The sequence below is a fragment of the Thermoactinomyces daqus genome (genome assembly GCF_000763315.1).
Lineage (GTDB): Bacteria > Bacillota > Bacilli > Thermoactinomycetales > Thermoactinomycetaceae > Thermoactinomyces_A > Thermoactinomyces_A daqus.
In genome coordinates, this window is record NZ_JPST01000011.1 from 1 (window position 1) to 18,423 (window position 18,423).

General features: G+C 44.9%; 31 protein-coding genes and 1 pseudogene. 5 read left to right on the forward strand and 27 right to left on the reverse strand.

Features of this window, described 5'->3' with window-relative positions:
- The 23 genes from JG50_RS20620 to JG50_RS19235 all read right to left on the reverse strand — a co-directional run.
- A partial coding sequence (locus tag JG50_RS20620) for a hypothetical protein (protein WP_033099961.1) occupies positions 1–199 on the reverse strand: 199 nt, incomplete at its 3' end.
- A gap of 22 nt (positions 200–221) precedes the next feature.
- The gene (locus tag JG50_RS0104655; protein ID WP_052154002.1) at positions 222–551 is read right to left on the reverse strand and encodes a DUF2283 domain-containing protein; all 330 of its coding nucleotides are present in this window, start codon (positions 549–551) and stop codon (positions 222–224) included.
- A gap of 127 nt (positions 552–678) precedes the next feature.
- Positions 679–819, reverse strand: coding sequence for a hypothetical protein (locus JG50_RS19960; protein ID WP_160173806.1), 141 nt, complete (start codon positions 817–819; stop codon positions 679–681).
- Between the two features lie 107 nt (positions 820–926).
- Positions 927–1,259, reverse strand: a complete 333-nt coding sequence (locus JG50_RS0104660; RefSeq protein ID WP_052154003.1) for a hypothetical protein — start codon at positions 1,257–1,259, stop codon at positions 927–929.
- Positions 1,260–1,858: 599 nt separating this feature from the next.
- Positions 1,859–2,191, reverse strand: coding sequence for a hypothetical protein (locus JG50_RS0104665; RefSeq protein ID WP_033099962.1), 333 nt, complete (start codon positions 2,189–2,191; stop codon positions 1,859–1,861).
- Between the two features lie 171 nt (positions 2,192–2,362).
- The gene (locus JG50_RS0104670) at positions 2,363–2,650 is read right to left on the reverse strand and encodes a hypothetical protein (protein ID WP_033099963.1); all 288 of its coding nucleotides are present in this window, start codon (positions 2,648–2,650) and stop codon (positions 2,363–2,365) included.
- A complete protein-coding gene (locus JG50_RS0104675) occupies positions 2,647–2,844 on the reverse strand; it encodes a hypothetical protein (RefSeq protein WP_033099964.1) in 198 nt (65 codons plus the stop codon). The genes JG50_RS0104670 and JG50_RS0104675 overlap by 4 nt, the downstream gene beginning before the upstream one ends.
- Positions 2,813–3,502, reverse strand: coding sequence for a DNA cytosine methyltransferase (locus JG50_RS0104680; protein WP_033099965.1), 690 nt, complete (start codon positions 3,500–3,502; stop codon positions 2,813–2,815). The genes JG50_RS0104675 and JG50_RS0104680 overlap by 32 nt, the downstream gene beginning before the upstream one ends.
- Positions 3,499–3,657, reverse strand: coding sequence for a hypothetical protein (locus tag JG50_RS19965; RefSeq protein ID WP_160173807.1), 159 nt, complete (start codon positions 3,655–3,657; stop codon positions 3,499–3,501). Before JG50_RS19965 ends, JG50_RS0104680 begins: the two co-directional genes overlap by 4 nt.
- Complete coding sequence (locus JG50_RS0104685; protein WP_033099966.1) at positions 3,635–3,838, reverse strand: hypothetical protein; 204 nt, start codon at positions 3,836–3,838, stop codon at positions 3,635–3,637. The genes JG50_RS19965 and JG50_RS0104685 overlap by 23 nt, the downstream gene beginning before the upstream one ends.
- A 1-nt stretch (position 3,839) precedes the next feature.
- Positions 3,840–4,028, reverse strand: a complete 189-nt coding sequence (locus JG50_RS0104690) for a hypothetical protein (RefSeq protein WP_033099967.1) — start codon at positions 4,026–4,028, stop codon at positions 3,840–3,842.
- Positions 4,021–4,236 (reverse strand): hypothetical protein, encoded by a 216-nt coding sequence (locus JG50_RS0104695; protein WP_033099968.1) that lies wholly within the window; start codon positions 4,234–4,236, stop codon positions 4,021–4,023. Before JG50_RS0104695 ends, JG50_RS0104690 begins: the two co-directional genes overlap by 8 nt.
- Positions 4,237–4,251: 15 nt before the next feature.
- Positions 4,252–4,800, reverse strand: coding sequence for a hypothetical protein (locus JG50_RS0104700; RefSeq protein WP_152568482.1), 549 nt, complete (start codon positions 4,798–4,800; stop codon positions 4,252–4,254).
- A complete protein-coding gene (locus JG50_RS19970; protein ID WP_160173808.1) occupies positions 4,784–4,924 on the reverse strand; it encodes a hypothetical protein in 141 nt (46 codons plus the stop codon). Before JG50_RS19970 ends, JG50_RS0104700 begins: the two co-directional genes overlap by 17 nt.
- Positions 4,925–4,962: 38 nt before the next feature.
- Positions 4,963–5,637 carry a hypothetical protein gene (locus tag JG50_RS0104705; RefSeq protein WP_033099970.1) on the reverse strand — a complete coding sequence of 225 codons (675 nt, stop codon included), beginning with the start codon at positions 5,635–5,637 and terminating at the stop codon, positions 4,963–4,965.
- Positions 5,634–5,810, reverse strand: coding sequence for a hypothetical protein (locus JG50_RS19975; RefSeq protein ID WP_160173809.1), 177 nt, complete (start codon positions 5,808–5,810; stop codon positions 5,634–5,636). The genes JG50_RS0104705 and JG50_RS19975 overlap by 4 nt, the downstream gene beginning before the upstream one ends.
- Positions 5,803–6,102, reverse strand: coding sequence for a hypothetical protein (locus tag JG50_RS0104710; protein WP_033099971.1), 300 nt, complete (start codon positions 6,100–6,102; stop codon positions 5,803–5,805). The genes JG50_RS19975 and JG50_RS0104710 overlap by 8 nt, the downstream gene beginning before the upstream one ends.
- Before the next feature lie 145 nt (positions 6,103–6,247).
- Positions 6,248–6,433: a hypothetical protein gene (locus JG50_RS0104715; protein WP_033099972.1), complete on the reverse strand. Its 186-nt coding sequence runs from the start codon at positions 6,431–6,433 to the stop codon at positions 6,248–6,250.
- 493 nt (positions 6,434–6,926) lie between these two features.
- Positions 6,927–7,229 carry a hypothetical protein gene (locus JG50_RS0104720; RefSeq protein WP_033099973.1) on the reverse strand — a complete coding sequence of 101 codons (303 nt, stop codon included), beginning with the start codon at positions 7,227–7,229 and terminating at the stop codon, positions 6,927–6,929.
- 2 nt (positions 7,230–7,231) lie between these two features.
- Complete coding sequence (locus JG50_RS18655; RefSeq protein WP_052154004.1) at positions 7,232–9,553, reverse strand: phage/plasmid primase, P4 family; 2,322 nt, start codon at positions 9,551–9,553, stop codon at positions 7,232–7,234.
- A 47-nt stretch (positions 9,554–9,600) separates the two neighbouring features.
- Positions 9,601–10,050 (reverse strand): DUF669 domain-containing protein, encoded by a 450-nt coding sequence (locus JG50_RS0104730; protein WP_033099974.1) that lies wholly within the window; start codon positions 10,048–10,050, stop codon positions 9,601–9,603.
- Positions 10,051–10,348: 298 nt separating this feature from the next.
- Positions 10,349–10,477: a hypothetical protein gene (locus JG50_RS20875; protein WP_258560256.1), complete on the reverse strand. Its 129-nt coding sequence runs from the start codon at positions 10,475–10,477 to the stop codon at positions 10,349–10,351.
- Positions 10,455–10,676 carry a helix-turn-helix transcriptional regulator gene (locus JG50_RS19235; RefSeq protein WP_258560254.1) on the reverse strand — a complete coding sequence of 74 codons (222 nt, stop codon included), beginning with the start codon at positions 10,674–10,676 and terminating at the stop codon, positions 10,455–10,457. The genes JG50_RS20875 and JG50_RS19235 overlap by 23 nt, the downstream gene beginning before the upstream one ends.
- Before the next feature lie 175 nt (positions 10,677–10,851).
- On the opposite strand from JG50_RS19235, the gene JG50_RS0104740 reads away from it, so the two are divergent.
- Both JG50_RS0104740 and JG50_RS0104745 read left to right on the forward strand, forming a co-directional pair.
- Entirely contained in the window at positions 10,852–11,199 is a 348-nt protein-coding gene (locus JG50_RS0104740) for a helix-turn-helix domain-containing protein (RefSeq protein ID WP_033099976.1), read from the forward strand.
- A complete protein-coding gene (locus tag JG50_RS0104745; RefSeq protein WP_033099977.1) occupies positions 11,196–12,740 on the forward strand; it encodes a recombinase family protein in 1,545 nt (514 codons plus the stop codon). The genes JG50_RS0104740 and JG50_RS0104745 overlap by 4 nt, the downstream gene beginning before the upstream one ends.
- Before the next feature lie 119 nt (positions 12,741–12,859).
- Here the strand turns inward: JG50_RS0104745 and JG50_RS18075 are convergent.
- From JG50_RS18075 to JG50_RS0104765, 4 genes and pseudogenes are all read right to left on the reverse strand, one after another.
- Positions 12,860–13,908: pseudogene (locus tag JG50_RS18075) on the reverse strand (phosphotransferase family protein).
- Positions 13,905–14,327, reverse strand: coding sequence for an acyl-CoA thioesterase (locus JG50_RS0104755; protein WP_033099978.1), 423 nt, complete (start codon positions 14,325–14,327; stop codon positions 13,905–13,907). Before JG50_RS0104755 ends, JG50_RS18075 begins: the two are co-directional and overlap by 4 nt.
- 27 nt (positions 14,328–14,354) lie before the next feature.
- Entirely contained in the window at positions 14,355–15,128 is a 774-nt protein-coding gene (locus JG50_RS0104760; RefSeq protein ID WP_033099979.1) for an SDR family oxidoreductase, read from the reverse strand.
- A 5-nt stretch (positions 15,129–15,133) separates the two neighbouring features.
- Entirely contained in the window at positions 15,134–16,366 is a 1,233-nt protein-coding gene (locus JG50_RS0104765; RefSeq protein WP_033099980.1) for an acyl-CoA dehydrogenase family protein, read from the reverse strand.
- A gap of 179 nt (positions 16,367–16,545) precedes the next feature.
- Here JG50_RS0104765 and JG50_RS18660 point away from each other — a divergent pair, with 179 nt between their 5' ends.
- From JG50_RS18660 to JG50_RS18665, 3 genes are all read left to right on the forward strand, one after another.
- Positions 16,546–16,905: a TetR/AcrR family transcriptional regulator gene (locus tag JG50_RS18660; protein WP_052154005.1), complete on the forward strand. Its 360-nt coding sequence runs from the start codon at positions 16,546–16,548 to the stop codon at positions 16,903–16,905.
- 20 nt (positions 16,906–16,925) lie between these two features.
- Positions 16,926–17,180 (forward strand): hypothetical protein, encoded by a 255-nt coding sequence (locus tag JG50_RS0104775; RefSeq protein WP_033099981.1) that lies wholly within the window; start codon positions 16,926–16,928, stop codon positions 17,178–17,180.
- Positions 17,181–17,273: 93 nt separating this feature from the next.
- A complete protein-coding gene (locus JG50_RS18665; protein WP_052154006.1) occupies positions 17,274–18,104 on the forward strand; it encodes a lipase family protein in 831 nt (276 codons plus the stop codon).
- Positions 18,105–18,423 lie beyond the last annotated feature (319 nt).

Here is an 18,423-nt window from a genome sequence, read left to right on the forward strand (position 1 = left end):
ACTGTAAAGACCCGCGCTCGAACCGATTCGCTGTATATTCCATTACACCTGAGCTGTCCAAGTGGTCCAGGATTTGATATAGAGTCGCCCGGATCTCATTGATGTCACTTTCCGGGACGCCATATAAGTGCAAATCATTCAGCTTGGTCACTACCCGGCAAACCTTAGCTTGAATATTTGTCCTGATGTTTTCGCTCATGGCGCATCAACCCTCTATATCTTTATAAGAGAAATTTCGCTTCCCTCTTGATTTCTGCAATTAACTGGTCAACTGCTGTAGTGTCAAGATTCAGCTTGGTCAGCAGCTTGCACACGTTATTTTGAATGTTGGTTCTTATGTTTTCACTCATTAGCTCTTGTTCCTTTCGTGAATTCATTATAATAATGCCAACTACTTTTTCTGTTTCCTCATCTTTTCTTATAAAAACTCCCGGCAATAATTCTTCTTCATACCCTTTAACAGGAGCCCCCAAGAAAATATATAAAATGTCGTGTTCTATATCATAGGCGAATACGTCATTTTGTTCCGATGTCCTAATGTTTTCGCTCATGATGTCACAACCTGTCCATAAATTTGCTTCATCTTCCGAATAAATAAATGAAGCGCCAGAACCAAATCTGTTCCCAGAAATAATGAAAGCTGCCCTTAGCGTCGGGGCAGCTCTTTTTTCATTTTATCTACCATTTGATTTCATTTAATTTTGCTCTATAATGCTTTTTTCGGAGGGCAATTCTCTTTTCTGCTTGACGTTTGATGCGAATAGCGGAAAACACTCCGATTGCTGACAAAATAGCCAGCACACCCAAGATAATCGACACATTGGCCACCTCCGACATAATTTCGCCCCTGCTTACGAATAAATAAGTATACCGACGTTTTCCTTCATTAAGGGAAAAGCACCCCTCACGATCGGGTGCTTTTTTTATTACTTCACACTGGGATTCCGCTCGAAAAATGGGTCAAAATAAACTTTGCATGACTTTTGTAACTCGCTTAGCTGAATAATCTTACAACCGTTTCCCTCTGACTTACAATATTCAATATGATTCTTTAGCAAATCTAAAATGTAACGCCCTACATATTCATACTGATGTTCTTTGTAGTACTCTTCAGTGATAAGACTTGAAAACGCAATTTCCATAAATGCGCTTACCAGAGTGTATTCACTAGGTTTACCGCCACCCGTTTTTGCTTTCACAGCTACATAGTAGTTGCCATATTCATCTATAATTAAATCTTTCAGCAAGTTAATTTGCATCAATTATCCCTCCCTGCTATTAATTCGGTAGGAGGGATCTTTTTTGTCCACTTTTTTTTCCTTTTCCAAATCTCTCATCATTCTTGTGATCTCGTATCGTATAGACTGAGCTTTCCCCGTCTCTCCATTGCGGAGTGCTTTTTCCCATAGATGGATAAAGGAACATACTGTAATCATCGAATCACCCTGGTTTAATGATACACTTAACGCACCGAGCAAGCAGGAGAGGGCAACGGGTATAATCCCTCAGGTTATCCCGCTCCTGTCCTGCTCGCTACGTTAAAAGCCAGGACGAATGAACGATGGAGGGACGTTCACTCTCCCTTTTTAAATTTCCTGGCTTAGATCAGGGAAAGGTGGAGGAAAACTGCACCGAAGGGGATTTTCCACCCTTTCACTTGAGGTTTATAGGTTGGTCCGATCCTTCCCTGATCTAAACAAGAAAACGAGCCGGGATGCAACTATATACTGAGACACGGACTTTCACCTCCGTGTTCATGATTCCCGGCTTCACTAAATTTAAAGGCCCTCACATCGAGGGCCGATCCAAAGGAGAAACGAGAAATGAATTTACAAATCGCCTATTATATCAAATTTTATTAAAAAGATTCTCGCTTGTCAAGTAACTCAATGAATTTATCCACTTCTTCTTTGACTCTATAATATTTCCGTTTGCTCCATCGATGTTTCTTTGTGAACCATTCAACGCCCTTAAACTTCCATGGCTCGTAATATATATATTTCATAAGCAATCGATGCTCATCCTTCAATTTATTAGCCAAGATAAAATCTATCTTCTCTTGTTCGATTCTTCTTTCTGCTCGAATTACCCCATATTTTTCTGTGGTCGATTGCCATATGGTATAGGGTTTTCCGCCCGAAAAAAAATCATAGGAGGGAACACAAGACGGGAATAAATCGTAACTAGCCATTGTACCATCTCCTAGGTAGACTTATAATATTTATATCGTGCCCCGCGTTGTGCTCCTCTCCTATTTAATCCCATCCGCTGAGGATGGGGTTTTTAATTTTCATCTCCATCCTTCTTGGTTTATCTATTTTATAAACCAATATTATTGGATTTTCTGAGTAAAAATATAGTTTCATTTCCTTCTGCTTCCCTTAAACCATACAACATAATCCTTGAGTCGAGAAAAAGCATAGTTGAAACTTGCATTTTCCGCCATTGTTTTCTCTTTTTGCGGCGTAGGTATGAGTGTGCCTTCGCCCCCATCTTTATTTTTCTCACGCTTCCAGCTTGCCCGCCATGCGGTCCATGTCCCATTTCCTTCTTTCCAGAGATAACAGCTATGGTATTTAGTCAATTGAATTTCGTAGGCTTCACCGGGGATCAGAGGCATCATTCCGATTTGTTTCATTTGTTCATTCATTGTTTATCCTCCCTCTCCATCCGCCGGCCACAGGCACAAAAGGCGACGATGAACGGTACACCTTCGCCCACGGTCTTCCCGCATTTTGGGCAACGGTAGACGGTTTCTTTCCGCTTTCTCACGGGTGCTTTCTTCGGCTTATCTTCCGGTATCGCGAACAAGTCAATTTGTATGAATCCTGCTGGCAAGCTCATGTTTTTCTACCTCCATGATCGCTTTAAGTATCTGATAGGCGACTTGCGGCACTATCGCATTCCCTAACGCTTTTAATCGGTCTTTTCTGCGTTTGACTCCTTCCGTTACTCGTGGCGGCTCCCATTCATATTGTGTTTGCCCTAATCCTGCTGGCCATCTATGTCCGTCCAGCCCGACGGAAAACCCATCAGGCACTCGACCCAATTGGGATTGAGCTGGCCTTTCTGCCCTTCGCGGATCAGTGCCCCGGGTACTGAATCCCGTTCCTTCTGTGACGGCGGCAAGGTGGCGTTTTTCCCGTCCTGCGCAGTCGGTGTTGGCCATAACTTCACTGCTGTTTGTATGTTCATCCCGCCGGTTCCATGTTTTCCGGCTCCCGTGTGGCAGTTCGCCAGTGGAGTCGGCCAAAGTAACCCTGGCGCGTGTTTTGCTTGATCCGTAAGCGTCACCATGCTTTGGCCGGATCACACCGTCCCTTTCTAGTTGCTCTTTGGTAATCGTCCGCACATCGTTGTAAATCGGAACGCCAGGGAAGTTCTTTCTCAGCACTTTCTGACAGAATGGCTCAATCTCGCAAAACGCTGCTGTCTCCATTCCCGCCCAATGCGCTGCCAAACTAAATCCGCCAATCCCGCTGAACAAATCAAGGATTCTCATGACGCATCACCGATGACCCTCACGATCATGCGGTCGGCTTTGACTTTCAGTTTCTTCTCCAGTTCATCGATTAGATTTTCCGTTTCCAGCAAATCAGCAGCCTGACCGATCATCTCTCCTTGGAACCAGATTTCAAACCTTTGGATGTTCATCATGTTTCACGCCTCTTTCTGTGTCTTCCCAAAATTGTTTATATTCGGTTTGGAACACAAACTGGTTTTCCTTATTGCTTAGAATTCCGTTTATCTCACCAGGACCACATATTTTTGCTCGCTTGTCGAGACGCTCGCGAGTCTCTTTGTGTTTGAGGCGGTAATATAACTCTTCATGGTTCATCTCACTCACCTCTCCGCTCTCTTATAATCTCCTCGGACAACGGGATATCAAATTGTAAATTTCTAAGCACTTCGATTTCATGGCCTTTGGCTTCGGCTGCCAGCTTCCGAAGGGCTTGGAACATAGCAGAATTTCTTCCGCGTTCCCTTGCTTCGAGCAGGCGTTTTTCTGCTTCCTCTCTTTCAGTCATCCCCGCCGCCTCCTTTCCAATAATGTTGAAAAATATTCCTTTTCTCCGATTCGGTCAGACTACCAAGCCATTTTGTAAATTCAGTTAACACATCTTTCCCGCGCCATAAGTGATTACATTCGTATTGAAAGAAAACGCCAAGCGCCCAATGCAACTCGCAATGTTGGCTTCGGTACTCTACCCTTCCGCAATGCATGCATTTATTCATCCTCGCCGCCTCCTATCAAAAATCCCCCGGTTTTTCTTCTCGCAAAGCCTTTTCGATACACTCACCGCAAACCTCGACCCAGTTTTCCGTCGGCTTTCCGCATTCAATACAGCGGTAAGTCTCTCCCTCGGACAAAACCTTCCGTAAGTTTTTGGCGGCGGTTCTATATGCCGCAGAAATTCCCATATTGAAATCTCGGTTTCCGGATTCAATACCTGCTATAACCTCAGCCGAGCTTTCCATCAGATCGATGTGCCGTTGAATCTCTGCCCGAAGCCGCTCGACCTCTTCCTCTGCTACCATGGCCCGACGGATCGCCTCGGGCCATCCTTCGCGGGATTCAGCGATAAAGATAGCGTTATTTCGCGCTTCTTCTGCGGAGATTTCAGGCGCATCAGGATAACGTCCCCCCTGCCATGCGGTTGCGATTTCTTTCGGCTTTTCTTCGTCTCGCTGTTGAACATGGAATTGGTCATCCGTTGGAATCGACCAACTGCGCGCTTGCCACGGGCCCGGCGTTGCTTTCGTGATAATCTTTAAATCCTTCTTAAGATCCCGTTTCATCATTAACCGCTCCCCTTCTCACGTTCGCTTCCTTTTTCATAATTTCTAGTGCATTCAATACCATTTCTTTTCCGTATGCCTCCACCAACTCATCGAGGATTTGCTCAGTTGTATCGCGGGTCATTTCTCTTTCCTCCTCTTATAAAACGTGCTTGAACTGCTTCAACTTACGATATCGTGAACGGTGGATTCATTGAGTTTAAATTGACGGCTAATTTTCTTTTTGCTCCATCCGTTCACGTACAAATCGCGGATTTTTCTTACGGTCTCATCCTCTATTTCCTGATTGCGAGGGAGTCGATCGGCTTCGCGACGAAATTCTCTTTGAAACCGTCGGACGGTGTCAACATGAACGCCGCAAAGGTCCGCGATTTCTCTTTGGGTCTTTTCTCCCCGTTGGACATAAGCTTTGATTTGACTGACCAGTTCTTCTGAAAGCTTGCGGCAGGATTTTGGTACAATCACTTGTGAACCAAAAAGCCGGTTGAAGTCCACAATTTTCTCATATTCCAAGTCGATCCATTCATCGTCCAGAAAAACGCGAATTCCCTCTGCCTCTTGAAGATCCGGGAATTTGGATTTGATAATGGCCACAAACTCCGGCAAATCTTTGGCTTTAGCCGTATACCCTTTATCCCTCATTTTCATGGAAACCAATCGCCACCAGCGGCGTTTAGGTTCGGCCTTTTGAAGGGACCATTTGTAGCCGCATTGGCAGCACTTTAACCGGCGGTTTCCTTCTGCATCTGTCTTTACCAAACCCCGGAGGTTTGGCAATCGGTCTTCCCCACATAAGGGACAGCGGAAAGGTTCAATTTCGTGATAGATTCTTTTCATTGTTTTTCCTCCTCTAAGATTTTTCCGATCCGGATACAATGAGACATAATTTCATCCAAAAGGGTCTCGGCCTGGCGTTTATCGCCACTTTTCAAATGAGTTTGCAAATAAACCGCATGACGGGTAAGCTGATAGCAATTCCATTTAAGCGCGTCCATTCTCGTTTCATTCATTGGGGGTCCACCCTTCCAGGAATTTATCTAATGGAATCACGACAAGCCATTCTTTTCGGTCTGCTTTCACCGCTAAGGCTTCTATTGCCGGTTCTTCTAACCATCCATAGAGCGTCTTAAACCCATCTTTACGGGCTTTGACTTCCCATCGGAGTCCTAACCCCTCCACATCTCCCGTCAGCTCATCCCCCAGGCTTTTCAAAGCACCAGAGAGGGCCACCCGGCGGCCTCCGATCAATTTGGCGAATTCGGATTCGCGTCTATAGCCTTTTTGCTTTTGGCTACGTCCCATAAAATTACCTCACAATCATATCCTCTATGTCGAATTTCAAATCCTTTCACCGGTGGGGTCGTGCGGTTCAGGAGGGCCTTTTTGATCTCTGACTTTAGGCGGTCCGTTTCATAATGTTCGGCCACCGCCTTTTCCCAAAAGCTGCTCATACCATTTCATCCTCATAGATCAGGCCGAATCGGTCCGTTTGAAAAACTTTCCGTCCCTCGTATTCAAAAACATCTGTCACCTTGAATTTTTTACCGCCGGCAGTGGTCAGCTCATCTCCCGAACGGATTTCCTTCACCGGTTTGTTAACTGCTATTTTGAAGTCGATTTCGCGTGTTTTCATTTCTCATTTCCTCCTCGCATTTGTTACCCTCATTATATCCAATTTAATTGGAAAAGTGAATACATAAAATCAATTTTATTGGTTTTTGGGACAATAAAATGTGATTGGGACAAAAAGAAAAAAGTTTTGTCCCATGCCTTCAGCCCTTGATGCATCTGGCTTTGAGCCACTTCAACATCCTTTTTGGGACAGAAGGGACACCTTTTTTCTATAAACCTCCTACGCATTTTTGCTTTTTCATTCCTTCACTTTTATTTATTTTTTTGTCCTTTTTGTCCCAAAGAGAAGAAAAAAGTATAAAAAAGCCAGTAAAATCAAGGGTTTACCCCTTGGGACAAAAATAAAAAATGGGCAATTTATTTCGCCCCTCGAAATATCGTAAAATCAGCCTTGAGCCTAGATGTATCAAGGGTTTTGGCTGTTGAAGTGGTTGGGACAAAAGAGGGACAAAAGGGACAAAAAGAAAAATCCTATGAGTCATTACCCATAGGATTTATATCAGTCCTTGATATAGAAGGACCAAGCGCTCCAATTCATCATATTCTTTTAGCAAGCTTTCTTCCCCGGCCTCGATCCGCCGGGCCAAAACGTAGAGTTTCCTGAGAATATTCATATAGTCTTCGTCATTTTTTATCAGCGGACGTGTTAGAGCGGTGACAATGGCCATTTTCTTTTCCCGGATCAGCTCGACTAACCTTTCGCTCCCCGATGGTAACCGGTATTTTAACTGGTTTCCTTCCACCCTCAGCTCCCCGCCAATCTCCTTTACTTTTTCAATCAAATCCAATGTCATCATAGTTAAACCTCTCCCTCTACCATTTTGTTGGATTTCGTGCCCATAAAAGGGACCACATTGGTTGCAATTGGGAAATTATCAATAATCCCAATGCCGACCCAAAACCGATTTGACCCACTTTTCCCTTGTCTGAAACCTCGTTCTTCGAGCCGCTTTTTGAACATCCGCTTATTCATAAAAGGCTCTCCGCTTTCCTCACACCATTTCAAATAGGTTTCATGCAGCTCAGTAACGCCGACCTTCTCGGCAGCGCCCAAGACACAACATTCTTCCAAGAAACTGCCCAGGGAGTCCATTGTTGCACGGTATTCCTGGGTAGCGGCCACCATCGACTCCGACGGAGAAAGCCGCTCTTTGCTCCACTTTTTATATCCCTCAATCATCCAGTTGAGAATCCCAGGAGCTTCTGCAATGAGCTTTTCTTCCAGATATGGATCGCACCGATCCCCTTCAAATTTCTCCTCGAATGGGATTAAAATTAACCGCCGCCAAATCCCATCATCAGTGCCTCGAATGAGCGGCTTATGGTTGGTGGCCAGAATGAATTTAGCCACCGGGCGAAAAGAGAAAGGTTTCCCGTACAGATCCCTTACCCGGATAATGTCATTACCGGTAGCGCTTTTTACGAATTCCTCATTCAAGCTGTTGCCGTCAGTCGTTTCTGAAATAATAATTAACCGTTTGCCTCGGGTTTGCACCAGCTCCGGATTAGGCGCACCCGAATTTTGATTTTTCCTTTCCATGATTAAATCGCTACTGGCCTGCATTCCATAGTCTCCAAAAACATGCAATAGCACATTATTAAACACGCTTTTCCCATTCGCTCCATTCCCATAGGCGATTGGGAATTTGGCTTCGGAGGTATCGCCACTTAAGCAGTAGCCGGCATATTTTTGGAGGAAATCCATTTTATCCGGATCATTCTTCATAATCTCAGCGATAAATTTTTCCCAACGAGGCGCTTTGGCTTTCGGATCGAAAGAAATGTTAGCAATTTGCGTGATCATGTCATTCCGATTATGAGGATAGAGCTTGCCTTCTTTCAGATTGAATGTTCCATTTTTAAGGTTGATAAGGTGCAAGTTTTGGTCTAAGTCATTTACTGAAATCGGGATGCCTTGTATCGTTCGGGCCAATCCGATCATAGATTCAAGCTTATGTCTGGATTCACTTGCCCGGGCAAAATTGATCCGCTTAATAGCTTGTTTTACTTCTTCATTTTGTTTGAGATCGGTAACGCCCTGGGCCATCAAATCAGAAACAACCCGGTTATATGCTTCTAATGTTTCCTGTCCAAAAGCCCGAATGGTATCGAGTGCCCGGCGGTAAATTTCAAAATGGGTATCTTCTGCCCATTTACTGCCGTCCCAAATGAGCCAAACGTCTTTTTCGATACAATAGCGAATATCAGCCCCATGCCGGGCGACAAGCCGCTCCGCGTTCCCGCTATCGCTATCCTGATAATCAAGTAAGCTTTCCTTTTTCCCCGGCTCATACTTGGCAGCCTGCTCCGCTTTTTTCAGCACTTCACGATCCGATAACGGAGGTTTCACCCGCTTTTGGTTAACAGCAGTTAACGTTGCATAAATGTCCTCAAAAGAAGCTCCACGTGCTCTCATCCAGCAGCCTAATCGAAACAAACTATCATCGCGGGTCCCTTCCGGGATCTCCGTACCATCCACCAATTTAGTCCATACTCGGCCACTCGTTTGACTCCGGGCCTCTTCAGATTTTTTTGTGACGCCCTCTTGGATCTTCTTGAGTAACCAACCCGGTAAATCGGCCATTTGGATATCATTGGGCGAATTTTCCCAGCGGTAGAAGTTGCCGCTTTTATGGTTGCTGGGAGCGGCCACAACATATCCACCGTCGCCGCGAATATCAATACCAGGGGCGATCTTATTTTGGGAGGATTGCATAAAAGTTCCCGGATGATTAAAGAAATAATGGCTCCCATTACTACCGGTAATTGCTTTTACAGTTTGCGGTAATCCCCCGTATTGTCCAACTAACTCCTTAAGGGACTCAAACCCACCACCTTTGACATCCACATCCAAAACGACAAGTCCACTCTCATGACCGGTAGCGATCCCGATATTTGCATTAGGCCATTTCTTCCACCATTTACGGATGAGGTCGATGTCATCCGTGGCATCATTTCGGCCTTTTCTTAATGTTTCGCTGTCCCAATATGGATGTTTCCCCGGGTGTTCGCATTCTGCACCTTTCCAGCAAGAGCAAATCCCATCCTTCATTTCATGAACGGGAAAGACTTGCCACCCCAGCGACGCATAATACAACGCATACTCTAATTTATTCTGCATCTGCTTACCCCCTTAAATAAAAACGAGGAGCCATTCAGGCTCCCGAGCTAGAATGGCAAATCATCTTCCTTGAAATCGATGGTTTGCTCCACTTGATTCGATTCATCCAATTCCTTTTCAATGTAGACGTTGCGATAGTCGCCATTTTGTTTGACCGTAATGAGAAGTTTTTTCCCAAACATATCGCCCATTTTATCGGCCAGATCGGAGAGCTTGGTAATTTTCAATCCTGCTTTGAGGAGATCCACTTTTAAATAACCCAGTTTCTCTGGCGTGTCGAATCCGTTATATTTGTTGATAGTGCGGCCTTTATACTCTCCATCGATGATTTGTAATTCCCATTGAAGTTGAGGGTTCCCCTTCCGACTTCGGGCCATCGTGAACGCTTCGACTTGTACTTTATACTCCCCATCTGGCAACGGACCACGCTTCACCTCAGTCACTTCTGCTTTTATGAACTGTTCATCAAACTGAGCAAAATATTCTTTGAGTCCCATTTTCGCACCTCAATTTTATTGGTTTATAGATATTATAATCCAATTAAATTGGATTTGCAAATATTATGAATGCCCCTTTTTGCGGTAATGTCTGGTTATGGTTTTGCAAATATTGACGAGCCGTTCTAAGTACATCTCATCTTGTTTTCGCTCCAAACGCTTAATCATTTTTTTAGCCCGCCACCATTGCCTGATCCAACCTTTTGGGCGAATTTTACGAAGATATAAAGCCAGCTCTTGATAATATCCGATGTTTTTTTCGATTTTGCTTTCTGGGGATGGCGGTGCAAATTTCCCCTTAGGCATTGTTTTCATCCTTTCGATATTCGCGATCCACTTTTAATAACTCAATTATGAAAGATCGCAATTCTTCGAGCCTTCTTTTTCTTTCTTCTTCGCAAATATCAGGATAATGTACGATGACCATCAGATGGTTCCTCCTCGAAGAATAGAAATTCAATCGAAAAACCAAGAACCTTGGAGACTGCCCTTGCCACTTCTAACCTTGGCAAGGATCGTTCAACTTCCCAGTTTGAAACCGATGTCTCGCGAATACCAATCATGTCTGCTAACTCTCGTTGCGTCAAACCCTTGGCTTTCCTCGCTTTAATCAAATTATGCCGCATTGAATGTCACCTCGTTCGCTTGCATCGTAATCATATTATATCCAATTTTATTGGTTTTCTCAAGAAAAAAACGCCCTGAACAACTATTAAATTGGATATATTCTTTTGCTCTTTACTCCAAATATTTTGTAGCATATAGTAGTAATGATGGAGTATAGGAAAGGAGTAACAAAGAATGTTTAGCGCGAGACTAAGAGCGGCACGAAAATCTTTAGGACTTAATCAAAAAGATCTGGCAAAAAAAATTGGAGTAAAACCAACTACTTATTCAAATTGGGAAACAGATGTGGCGCTGCCCCGAGCAGAAGAATTAAAAAAGTTATCCAATGTTTTGGGAGTGAGTATTGATTATTTATTAGGGGTAACCGATGATCCAAGAGGGAAAATTGACGTAAGTGATATTGCGTTAATCCTCGAAAAGGAAGAAAATCTATTTTGGAAAAATAAAAAACTCTCACCGGATTTAGTTGAAGAAGTTAAAGATTTTATCGAATTTGTATTAAAGAGGAAGGATCAAGAATGAATGTTGCTATCTATTTGAGGAAATCGCGACATGACCGAGATGCCGGTGAAGAAGAAACACTATCAAATCACAAAAAGGTTCTATTAGAGTTAGCGAAAGAGAGAAAATATTTGGTAAAAAAGATATTTCAAGAAGTAGTTTCAGGGGAATCAATTGCCCTTCGACCCCAGATGCAAGCTCTTCTTGACGAGGTGAAATCTTATCAATATGACGCTGTTCTTTGCATGGATATCGACCGTTTGGGGCGCGGAAACATGCAAGATCAGGGACTTATTTTAGATATTTTTAAAACCACCAAAACAAAGATTATTACACCAAGAAAAATTTATGATTTAGATGATGAGATTGACGAGGAATTCAGTGAGTTTGAGGCCTTTATGGCCCGAAAAGAATTTAAGATTATTAAGCGCCGACTCCAAGCTGGACGGATCAGATCAATAAAAGATGGGAATTTCATTTCTAACCGGCCGCCTTATGGATACCGAAAAGTTTCTGATGGGAAATCAACTTTCTTAGAAATAGATGAAGATCAAGCAAAAATCGTCCAACTTATTTTTAATATGTACACGAAAGAGAGAATTGGAGGCACCAAAATCGCCTCCCGATTGAACGAAATGGGGATTCCATCATATACCGGGGGGAAATGGATTAGTTCCGTTATATTGCATATGCTTACAAACCCGATTTATATCGGTAAAATAAGATGGGGATTTATTAATAGACGGCCGAGCTTAGCTCCAGATAAAAAAATGGAATGTCGCAGGAGGAAAGAAGATGAAATAATAATGGCGGATGGGAAACACCCGCCTATCATTGACATTGATACATGGAATAAAGCTCAAGAGATCCGAACTAAAAAGGTTATCCCAAAATTGAAGAAAAACTTCTCACTTACTAACCCTTTTGCTGGCCTGCTTACCTGTGGAAAATGTGGACGCCATATGTCAATTACTCGCAAATCGCGGAAAAAAACAAAAAACCCAGAAACAAGGATCAAGTACGCTGTCTGCAACAGCCGGGCGTCTGGAGTTTTCTGTGGCAATAAGTTGACCAGGCTCGATTATATAGAAGAAAAGGTCTTAGAGGAAATTAAAAAAAGGTTAGCTGACTTTGAGTTGCAAATAAATGCAGACGACTACATAACCGAAAATCACAAACTACAGTTACTCGAAATAAAAATGAAAAATACAGAAAAAGAGATTCAAGATTTAATGGCTCAATTAGATCGAATCTACAACAATTTTGAACGCGGACTTTATTCTGATGAACTTTTCCTTGAGCGACAGGAAAAAGTAAAAAAAGAATTAGACAAAGCAAGAGAGCGGCTTAAGCTAACAAAAGAGGAATACATTAAAGAGGAAGGACACCAGCGGCCAACGGAATCGATCCCGATCCTCCGCCATGTGCTGGACGTATACCATCACCTTTCGATCAGGGGCAAAAATCTTTTGATGAAACAAATTATTGAAAAAATCATTTATACCAAAGAGAAACACCAAAAAAATGATGATTTTACCCTTGACATCATGTTCAAAATTTGATGGTTATCATGAAGACGATTACAGAATATCAAGCACCACAACCACCTGACCCCGCACCCGCTCCTGATCGAGATCCTCTTTGCGTGACACCAGATGTACTTTTCCCATCTTTTTCTCTCCTATTGATGCCCGTTGGCATGCTGACAGGCAAACCGAATCAAAGCTTTCGCAAGCTCTCCCATTTTGGCAAAACGCTCATCCGCCGTTTGTCCCTTTTGATAGCGGTAATAGATTTGCTGGCAGATGACGGCTAGCTTAAAATAAGCAAACGTCAGATAATAATGGATCGTGGAAAGATCCTGCCCGCTCTTTCGCCCATAACATTCGAGAAATTGCTTACGGGTGAAAAATCCGGGCAACACTGTCACCGGATCCCGGCCAAACGCTTTTTTCAGGAAATCGGGGTCGCTTTCTTCGATCCAGTAACTCATCGTACAGCCCAGATCGGCCAGCGGATCCCCGACGGTGGCCATTTCCCAGTCAAAAATCCCGACCATTTTGGTAAGGCCTGGATCAAACATCACGTTATTAAACTTGTAGTCATAATGGATCACAGTCGGTTCGGGTGAAGCGGGAATCCGGGAGGTCAAATAATTTGAAAGCGAATCCAATTCTTTGATCTCTTCTGTTTTCGACCGGTGAAAGCGATGGATCCATCCTTCCACTTGCCGGGTGAGAAAACCTGACGGGCGGCTGATTTGCACCATTCCCGCTTCCTTGTAGGGAATGGCATGCAACTCAACCAATGCATCAACCATCAGTTCGGATAACTGGCGCCCTTTCTCCGGAGTCGGCGGAATATCCGGAGGCAAAGAGGTTTCAACGACAACTCCCTTGCGGCGTTCCATCATAAAAAAAGGCGCTCCCACAATCTCCGGATCATCACAGAAGACGAGCGGTTTCGGTGCCAGCGGAAAAGCGGGGTGCAACCGTTTCAGTACTTGGTATTCACGCCCCATATCGTGGGCTTTGGGCGCAGTCGGTCCCAAAGGAGGGCGGCGTAACACCGCTTCCCATGCCCCGACTCGGATTAAATACGTCAGGTTGGAATGGCCGGTTCAATCTCAAGCGGAGCGTTTTCAAGGTCAAAATGATCCCGCAAAAAACGTTCAAGTCTTTTTTCGTTCAATTCTTCCCCCTGGCGGACAGGGATAGTTTCCTTACTCATGTCTCCTCCTTCTTTTCCGGCCAAGAGATGGAGTACGCATTCAATTTGGCCTTCCATCCGTCGGGAATCGGCTCGCTTCGTTGACGGAGGAAATTAAAATAAACCATGACGGATTCCGAACGGGCAATCACTTCCCCGCTTTCGCGATCCAGGATTTGCTGTCCCAGATGTACGCTTCTCGTGCCGATACGCAAGACCCCGGTTTGAATGGTTAACCGTTGGTTGTAATATGCCTGCTGCAGAAAGTCGCAACGGATATGGGCCAGGATAAATGGCCAATCGCTCAGATCAGCAAAGGTTGCAATCTCTTCAAAAAATTCGGTTCTCCCCTGTTCCAAGTAGATGAAATAACTTGTATTATTCACATGGCCCAGCGCATCGGTTTCGCAAAAACGGACTCTTATCTCCGATTCAATCACGGTTCATCCCCTCTTCTGATCCAGTCATCACATCGCGTGGGCTCCGCCATCGACCACCAGTACATGTCCCGTTACATAATCGGAAGCGGGTGAAGCCAAATAGACCGCGGCTCCTTTCAAATCGTGTTCTGAACCGAAACGTTTGAGCGGTGTGCGCTCCAGAATGGCTTGTCCCCGGTATTCAAGAATCGCTTTGGACATTTTGGTCGGAAAAAAGCCCGGCGCGATCGCATTCACATTGACCCCGTATTCGGCCATTTTGCAGGCGAAATCCTTGGTAAAGGAGATCACGGCCCCTTTGCTGGCATGGTAACCGACCGCATCCAAAACACGTGGATCAGCTCCGCTTAGACCTGCCACCGATGCGATGTTGATGATTTTGCCGGCCTTCTGCTTTGCCATCTGTTTCCCGACGGATTGTGACATCAGAAATGTTCCGGTCATATTGACATCCATCACCATTTTGAATTTTTCCAGCGGCATTTCCAAAGCCGGGGCGCCCCAGGAAACACCGCTGTTGTTCACCAGGATGTCGATTTTCCCAAATGCAGCAAGCGTCTCTTGAACCACCTGTTCGACGCTGTCCGGATCAGTCACATCACAAGATAAAGCCAAAGCCTCCGTTCTGTTTTCCTTAAGGCGGTCCCGGACTTTTTCGCAAGCTTCGATTTTACGTGAACAGACGACAATGTCGGCTCCTGCTTCCGCCAACGCAACGGCAATCTGCTCCCCGAGCCCGCGTCCCCCGCCGGTCACAATCGCTGTTTTTCCCTTAAGACTGAACAATTCATGAATGTGCATGGCAATCACTCCTGATCGATTTTTCCCCGTTTGCGGGCTTGCTCCCTCAATTCAAGCTTCGCCACCGACATGCGATGCACTTCATCAGGCCCGTCAGCGAGACGCAGCGTGCGGGTGTTTGCCCAGTGAGCGGCAAGAGGGAAATCTTCCGATACACCGGCTGCGCCCAGAGCCTGAATGGCGCGATCCAGTACCCGTAGAGCGACATTGGGCGCAACTACCTTGATCATGGCAATCTCCTTGCGCGCAGATTTATTTCCATAGCGATCCATCATGGCCGCTGCTTTCAGTGTAAGGAGGCGGGCCTGATCGATTTCGATTCGGGAATCGGCAATCCATTGCTGAATGACGCCTTGTTCCACCAGAGGTTTCCCAAAAGCCGCCCGGCTCTGCACCCTCCCGCACAAAATTTCCAATGCCCGTTCCGCTACCCCGATCAGGCGCATGCAGTGATGAATCCTCCCGGGACCCAGACGCCCCTGGGCGATGGCGAAGCCTTTTCCTTCTTCCCAGATCATGTTCTCTTTTGGAACGCGAACCTGATTAAAACGGATTTCAGCATGTCCATGGGGGGCATGATCATATCCGAATACCGGCAACGTACGGATAATCTCCACTCCGGGAGTATCAAGCGGAACGATGATCATCGAATGGCGCTCGTATTTGGGCGCTTCCGGGTTGGACAGCCCCATCACAATGGCAAATCGGCAACGGGGATCCCCTGCACCGGATGACCACCATTTTCTCCCCGTAATGATGTAACTGTCACCATCGCGTTCAATCCGCGTCTCGATGTTGGTTGCATCAGATGAAGCAACTTCCGGTTCCGTCATTGAAAAACAGGAACGGATTTCTCCATTTAAAAGCGGGAGCAGCCATTTCTGTTTCTGTTTTGGGCTGCCGTATTGATAGAGAAGCTCCATATTTCCTGTATCTGGAGCAGAACAGTTGAAAACCTCCGGCGCGATTAACGACCGCCCCATGATTTCACAAAGCGGGGCGTACTCCAGATTGCTCAGCCCTGCCCCGTACTCGCGATCAGGCAAAAACAGATTCCATAACCCTTCCTTCCTGGCTTTTTCTTTCATCTCTTCCATGACCGGGGGGCTTTGCCAACGTGTAGACTGGCAGTTCAACTGATCTTCATAAACTTTTTCATTCGGATAAACAACCGATTCCATAAAAAGTTCCAATTTGCGCCGCAGGCAGTTAACTTTATCTGAAAAGTCGAAATACAAACGAGTTCCCCCTCCGTTGCCAAGAGTAAGAAAATGGGGTTTAATTATTTTGTAATTTTCGATAATATGATCCGCATCAATATTGATAACCATGTCATTTTATAATAATTGTCGTACAATTTTGTATTTTTGTCAATAGAATAAAGATTTCTGAACAATGGTGAAGAGGTGTGATGAGGATGACCAAACCCAACCGACAGCTTCGGCGGAAAGCCAAAACAAAAAATGCGATTCGCCGGGCAGCGCTCAGATTGTTTTTGGAACCGGGCTTTCATCATACCAATGTTAAAGATATTATGGATGAAGCTGATTTGGGATACGGAACCTTTTATCAGTACTATCATTCCAAATTGGATGTGCTGCTTGAGCAGGCGGATGAAGTGCATGAAAAGATCACCAAATGTAAAATTTTTTCTCCCGAGGAAAAAAGTATTTATCGACGGACTTACAACAGCATTTATCATGTTTTGTCCGCATGCAACGAACATCGTGATGTAGTCACCATCCTGAAAAACGCAAAGGTTCGCAGAAAGAGATAAAAGAGAGATGGGACAACATCATGAAAACTCTTTTTCATCCATTGGAATATGAGATCATCCGGAACATGAGCATAGGCTTATGCCGGAGCGTAAACCGAGACTTGGCCGTCAGCGCACTGTCCGGGATGGTTTCCGGGGCGATTGACTTCGTTTTGCAACAAGATCCCGACAAGGTGGATCTTCGCCAAATTTCCGGGGATCTCGCCTTGCTTTTTAAGGAAGCGATCTTCATCGGGGAGGAAATTCCTTCACTTGACAACAAACAGTCGGATTAACTGTTTTTCATTGATTGTGAAATAACATGAGCAGCCGGAATAAAATATATTACATTTCGATCTATAGCCCGAGATTAAGGAGCTGAAGCAAAGATGGCTGCCCAGCTTCATGAAACGCTGCTGCTTATGGCTGGTTTTTGCTGGCAGGCCAGGGAACAATTCCGGAAGCATCAACTGCCCAAACTGCCGATCATCTCAGGTGAATCCTTTCATTTCGCGAAAAAGGTTCTCACAGCCCCGCTGAAAGCACCGGAAGCCATCGGATTTATCGCTCATTCGCAAAGAAGAATCGTTGTGGTTCTGCGCGGTTCTGAGTCAAGCCAGGATAATCTCATTGATCTGCAAATCGCGCAAAAGCGTTTCCCCTTCGGCCCTGGCAAAACCCATTCCGGCTGGACTGATCTGTATCAGCGATCCTCTCACCCCCAAATTCCTCCGCTGCGAAGGCAAATCATCGGAACCGTTCTTAAATGCCTCAGGAAATTTCCTCATATAACCGTTTATGTAACCGGGCACAGCATGGGTGGTGCAATCGCCACCATGGCCGCTTTGGACTTGGCACTCAATTTTTCCGTTAAACCTGTCGTAATTACTTTCGGTTCTCCGAAAACCGGCGACTCTGTCTTCGTCAACGCTTATAACCGCGCCATTTCCCGGAGTTTGAGAGTGGCAAACGAATGGGATATTGTGCCGAAGCTGCTCCTTTCCGGTTATCAACATGTGAACTATCTCTTTCCCTTGCACTGGAATTGTCGCGCATTTGGGAGACATCACCATCAGATTGCCGCCTATTTTGTCATTCTTCGCAATTTTTGTCCGGCATTTGGCAAGATGTTGGCCAGGGGACCGAATAAAGGCTTTAGTCCGGTCAATCCGGAAATTACCGATCCTTGTTTGATCAGCAGAAAAGGAGCGAGTTATTGATGACGGATCAGATGCTGAAATGAACCATTTGCCACCCCCTCTTCCCCTTCATCCATCCCTTTGTTCCCGTGAGCCAAAGAAATCATTCTCATGAACAGAAAAAATGCCGAAGCAGACTTCTCTTCGGCATTTGTGTTTTCAAATAAAAGATCAACTGATCAGCAGGCAAATCCAATTACTCCCGACCAGCTGTTTCGCGAACAGAGCAAAGTGAAAAATGGCAGAAAAATGCCGGAAAGCATAGAAATATTAATAAAATATATAAATTTAATCTATTTTCTAATTTACTATTGACCGAACAGTTCATTTGTTTTTAATA

What these genes read in the sequence shown, in the direction of transcription:
- JG50_RS0104655 (WP_052154002.1), bottom strand. Translation starts at nt 551, where the DNA reads ATGAGCGAAAACATTAGGACATCGGAACAAAATGACGTATTCGCCTAT.
- JG50_RS0104660 (WP_052154003.1), bottom strand. Translation starts at nt 1,259, where the DNA reads ATGCAAATTAACTTGCTGAAAGATTTAATTATAGATGAATATGGCAAC.
- JG50_RS0104665 (WP_033099962.1), bottom strand. Translation starts at nt 2,191, where the DNA reads ATGGCTAGTTACGATTTATTCCCGTCTTGTGTTCCCTCCTATGATTTT.
- JG50_RS0104670 (WP_033099963.1), bottom strand. Translation starts at nt 2,650, where the DNA reads ATGAATGAACAAATGAAACAAATCGGAATGATGCCTCTGATCCCCGGT.
- JG50_RS0104675 (WP_033099964.1), bottom strand. Translation starts at nt 2,844, where the DNA reads ATGAGCTTGCCAGCAGGATTCATACAAATTGACTTGTTCGCGATACCG.
- JG50_RS0104680 (WP_033099965.1), bottom strand. Translation starts at nt 3,502, where the DNA reads ATGAGAATCCTTGATTTGTTCAGCGGGATTGGCGGATTTAGTTTGGCA.
- JG50_RS19965 (WP_160173807.1), bottom strand. Translation starts at nt 3,657, where the DNA reads ATGATGAACATCCAAAGGTTTGAAATCTGGTTCCAAGGAGAGATGATC.
- JG50_RS0104685 (WP_033099966.1), bottom strand. Translation starts at nt 3,838, where the DNA reads ATGAACCATGAAGAGTTATATTACCGCCTCAAACACAAAGAGACTCGC.
- JG50_RS0104690 (WP_033099967.1), bottom strand. Translation starts at nt 4,028, where the DNA reads ATGACTGAAAGAGAGGAAGCAGAAAAACGCCTGCTCGAAGCAAGGGAA.
- JG50_RS0104695 (WP_033099968.1), bottom strand. Translation starts at nt 4,236, where the DNA reads ATGAATAAATGCATGCATTGCGGAAGGGTAGAGTACCGAAGCCAACAT.
- JG50_RS0104700 (WP_152568482.1), bottom strand. Translation starts at nt 4,800, where the DNA reads ATGAAACGGGATCTTAAGAAGGATTTAAAGATTATCACGAAAGCAACG.
- JG50_RS19970 (WP_160173808.1), bottom strand. Translation starts at nt 4,924, where the DNA reads ATGACCCGCGATACAACTGAGCAAATCCTCGATGAGTTGGTGGAGGCA.
- JG50_RS0104705 (WP_033099970.1), bottom strand. Translation starts at nt 5,637, where the DNA reads ATGAAAAGAATCTATCACGAAATTGAACCTTTCCGCTGTCCCTTATGT.
- JG50_RS19975 (WP_160173809.1), bottom strand. Translation starts at nt 5,810, where the DNA reads ATGAATGAAACGAGAATGGACGCGCTTAAATGGAATTGCTATCAGCTT.
- JG50_RS0104710 (WP_033099971.1), bottom strand. Translation starts at nt 6,102, where the DNA reads ATGGGACGTAGCCAAAAGCAAAAAGGCTATAGACGCGAATCCGAATTC.
- JG50_RS0104715 (WP_033099972.1), bottom strand. Translation starts at nt 6,433, where the DNA reads ATGAAAACACGCGAAATCGACTTCAAAATAGCAGTTAACAAACCGGTG.
- JG50_RS0104720 (WP_033099973.1), bottom strand. Translation starts at nt 7,229, where the DNA reads ATGATGACATTGGATTTGATTGAAAAAGTAAAGGAGATTGGCGGGGAG.
- JG50_RS18655 (WP_052154004.1), bottom strand. Translation starts at nt 9,553, where the DNA reads ATGCAGAATAAATTAGAGTATGCGTTGTATTATGCGTCGCTGGGGTGG.
- JG50_RS0104730 (WP_033099974.1), bottom strand. Translation starts at nt 10,050, where the DNA reads ATGGGACTCAAAGAATATTTTGCTCAGTTTGATGAACAGTTCATAAAA.
- JG50_RS20875 (WP_258560256.1), bottom strand. Translation starts at nt 10,477, where the DNA reads ATGGTCATCGTACATTATCCTGATATTTGCGAAGAAGAAAGAAAAAGA.
- JG50_RS19235 (WP_258560254.1), bottom strand. Translation starts at nt 10,676, where the DNA reads ATGCGGCATAATTTGATTAAAGCGAGGAAAGCCAAGGGTTTGACGCAA.
- JG50_RS0104740 (WP_033099976.1), top strand. Translation starts at nt 10,852, where the DNA reads ATGTTTAGCGCGAGACTAAGAGCGGCACGAAAATCTTTAGGACTTAAT.
- JG50_RS0104745 (WP_033099977.1), top strand. Translation starts at nt 11,196, where the DNA reads ATGAATGTTGCTATCTATTTGAGGAAATCGCGACATGACCGAGATGCC.
- JG50_RS0104760 (WP_033099979.1), bottom strand. Translation starts at nt 15,128, where the DNA reads ATGCACATTCATGAATTGTTCAGTCTTAAGGGAAAAACAGCGATTGTG.
- JG50_RS18660 (WP_052154005.1), top strand. Translation starts at nt 16,546, where the DNA reads ATGACCAAACCCAACCGACAGCTTCGGCGGAAAGCCAAAACAAAAAAT.
- JG50_RS0104775 (WP_033099981.1), top strand. Translation starts at nt 16,926, where the DNA reads ATGAAAACTCTTTTTCATCCATTGGAATATGAGATCATCCGGAACATG.
- JG50_RS18665 (WP_052154006.1), top strand. Translation starts at nt 17,274, where the DNA reads ATGGCTGCCCAGCTTCATGAAACGCTGCTGCTTATGGCTGGTTTTTGC.